The sequence below is a fragment of the Sphingomonas lycopersici genome (genome assembly GCF_026130605.1).
Taxonomy (GTDB): Bacteria; Pseudomonadota; Alphaproteobacteria; order Sphingomonadales; family Sphingomonadaceae; genus Sphingomonas; species Sphingomonas lycopersici.
This window is the reverse complement of sequence record NZ_JANFAU010000031.1, coordinates 1-2,028: the sequence shown is the minus strand read 5'-3', so window position 1 is coordinate 2,028 and position 2,028 is coordinate 1. Positions and strand designations below refer to the sequence as shown.

Annotated in this window: 2 protein-coding genes and 1 pseudogene; 2 read left to right on the top strand and 1 reads right to left on the bottom strand. The window is 73.1% G+C overall.

The features are described from left to right. Nucleotides 1-1,244 (bottom strand): S8 family serine peptidase (locus NED98_RS23100; protein ID WP_265314684.1); only part of this gene is annotated, 1,244 nt, incomplete at its 3' end. An 85-nt stretch (nt 1,245-1,329) separates the two neighbouring features. On the opposite strand from NED98_RS23100, the gene NED98_RS23095 reads away from it, so the two are divergent. After that, nucleotides 1,330-1,809, top strand: a complete 480-nt coding sequence (locus NED98_RS23095) for an RNA polymerase sigma factor (protein WP_265314682.1) — start codon at nt 1,330-1,332, stop codon at nt 1,807-1,809. Between the two features lie 3 nt (nt 1,810-1,812). Continuing rightward, a pseudogene (locus NED98_RS23090) lies at nt 1,813-2,028 on the top strand (anti-sigma factor family protein); the annotation flags it as partial.

Sequence of the window (2,028 nt, the reverse complement as noted above, 5' to 3'; positions counted from 1 at the left end):
GCCGCGAGCGCCGCGAGGCTGCCGGCGCGCGCCAGCCGGCCGGCGACGAGCGGCGCGGCGAAGGAGGTGCCGCGCAGCGCCTCCCACCCGCCGCCGGGGAGCGCGCCGGCCATATCGGCGCCGGGCGCGGCGAAATCGAGATGGAGCGGCTTGCCCGCCTCGATCAGCGCATGTCCCTTGGCGTCGACCCCGGTCACCGCGACCACCCCGGGGTAGGAAGCGGGATATTGCGGCGGCGCGGCGGGGCCGTCGTTGCCGACCGCCGCGACCACCGCGATGCCGCGCGCCAGCACCGCCTTCACCCCCGCCGCGAGCAACGGGTTGGGCGGGCCGACGAGGCTGATGTTGATCACCCGCGCGCCCTTTTGCGCGAGCCATGCCAGCGCGCGCGTGATCGCGACCGCCGATCCGTTGCCCGCCGCGCCGCCATAGACATCGGCGACGAGCAGCGGAGACCCCGGCGCCGCGCCGCGAAACGCCCCGACATTGCCGACGAGCAACGAGGCGACCGCGGTGCCGTGCCCGCTCGGATGCGGATTGCCCGCGAAGCCGCGCTGCTCGATCGCGGCATTGGCGAAGGCGGGATGCTTGCCGACCCCACCGTCGATCAGCCCGATCGGCGCACCGCCGCCGCCCCCGGTTGCGCCGCCGCCCGCCGCCGGGCCCTGCATCGGCGTGAGCGGCGCGCGTGCGGGTTCATAGACGTGATCGAGCGTGTAATCGCCGGCGGGATCAATCCCGCGCAGCGCCTCGATCGCCTTGCGCGCGGACTTGCCGCGCGGCGGCGCCAGGATCGTCGCGGTGAGACCGATGTTGTCGATCGGCTCGGTGCGGGTGATCGTGAAGCCCGCGGCCTTCGCCTTGGCCAGCGCATCGGGGGCGAGGTTGATGCCGATGATCTCGTCGCGGCGGATCGGATTGCCCTGATCGTCGACGTCGAGCGCCGTGCGATTGTCGCGCACCAGGGTGCGGAGCCGCTGGCGTCGCGCCGAGAGGAGGTCGGCCGGGGCGAGCGAATTGACCGTATTGCCGATCGCCGACAGCGGGGCGTCGAGCCGCCCGATCACGCTGCCGTTGGGGCCGGCGGGGGTGCCGAGCAGCCCGCCGGTCAACCCGCCGGTGACCCCGCCGAGCGTATTGCCCAGCCCGCCGCCGCCGAGCAGTTGCGCGGGAGCCGGCGCGGTCATGCCGATCGCCAGCGCCAGTGCCCCGGCCTTGATCGCCGCCTTGATCCCCATGTTCATCGCCATCTTCCTTTTTCGTCTCGCTCGGTGGATGAAACGACGGGCGGGGAACGTTTCATCCGCATGAACGAGCAGCGGAGGATATTTGGACGAGTTCGAGCGGCATCTGGCAAGCCTGTTGCCGCGGCTCCGGCGGTTTGCCCACGGCCTCGCGCGCAACGCGGCGGACGCGGACGATCTGACCCAGGCCGCAGCGGAGCGGATGCTCAAGGCGCGCGACCAATGGCAGCCGGGGAGCAATTTCGCTGCGTGGGGCTATCGCGTGATGCGCAACCTGTGGGTCGATACGACGCGCGCGCGCCAGCGGCGCGATCGCGTGCTGGTCGACGAGGAGCAGGGGCTGAGCGTCGGCGCGCCGGGCGAGGCGGAGACCTCGGTCGAGCTCGGCTATCTGATGCGCGCGATGGGCCGGCTGCCCGACGAGCAGCGCGAGGCGGTGGCGCTCGTGATGATCGAGGGGCTGGCCTATGCCGAGGCCGCCGAGGTGCTGGATATCCCGATGGGGACGCTGACCAGCCGGCTGGTGCGCGGCCGGCAGGCGCTGATGAAGATGCTGGAGGATTGACCGGTGGCTGAAACGATCGACGAGGCAAGGATCATCGCCTGGGTGGACGGCGAGCTCGACGATGCCGCCGCGGCGCGTGTCGCCGGCGCGGTCGCCGCCGATCCGGCGCTGGCGGCGCTGGCCGAGCGGCACCGGCGGATGAAAGCGCGCTTCGCCGCCGCTTTCGCGCCGCTGGCCGACGCGCCGGCGCCCGAACGCCCGGCGGCGGAGGTGGTGTCG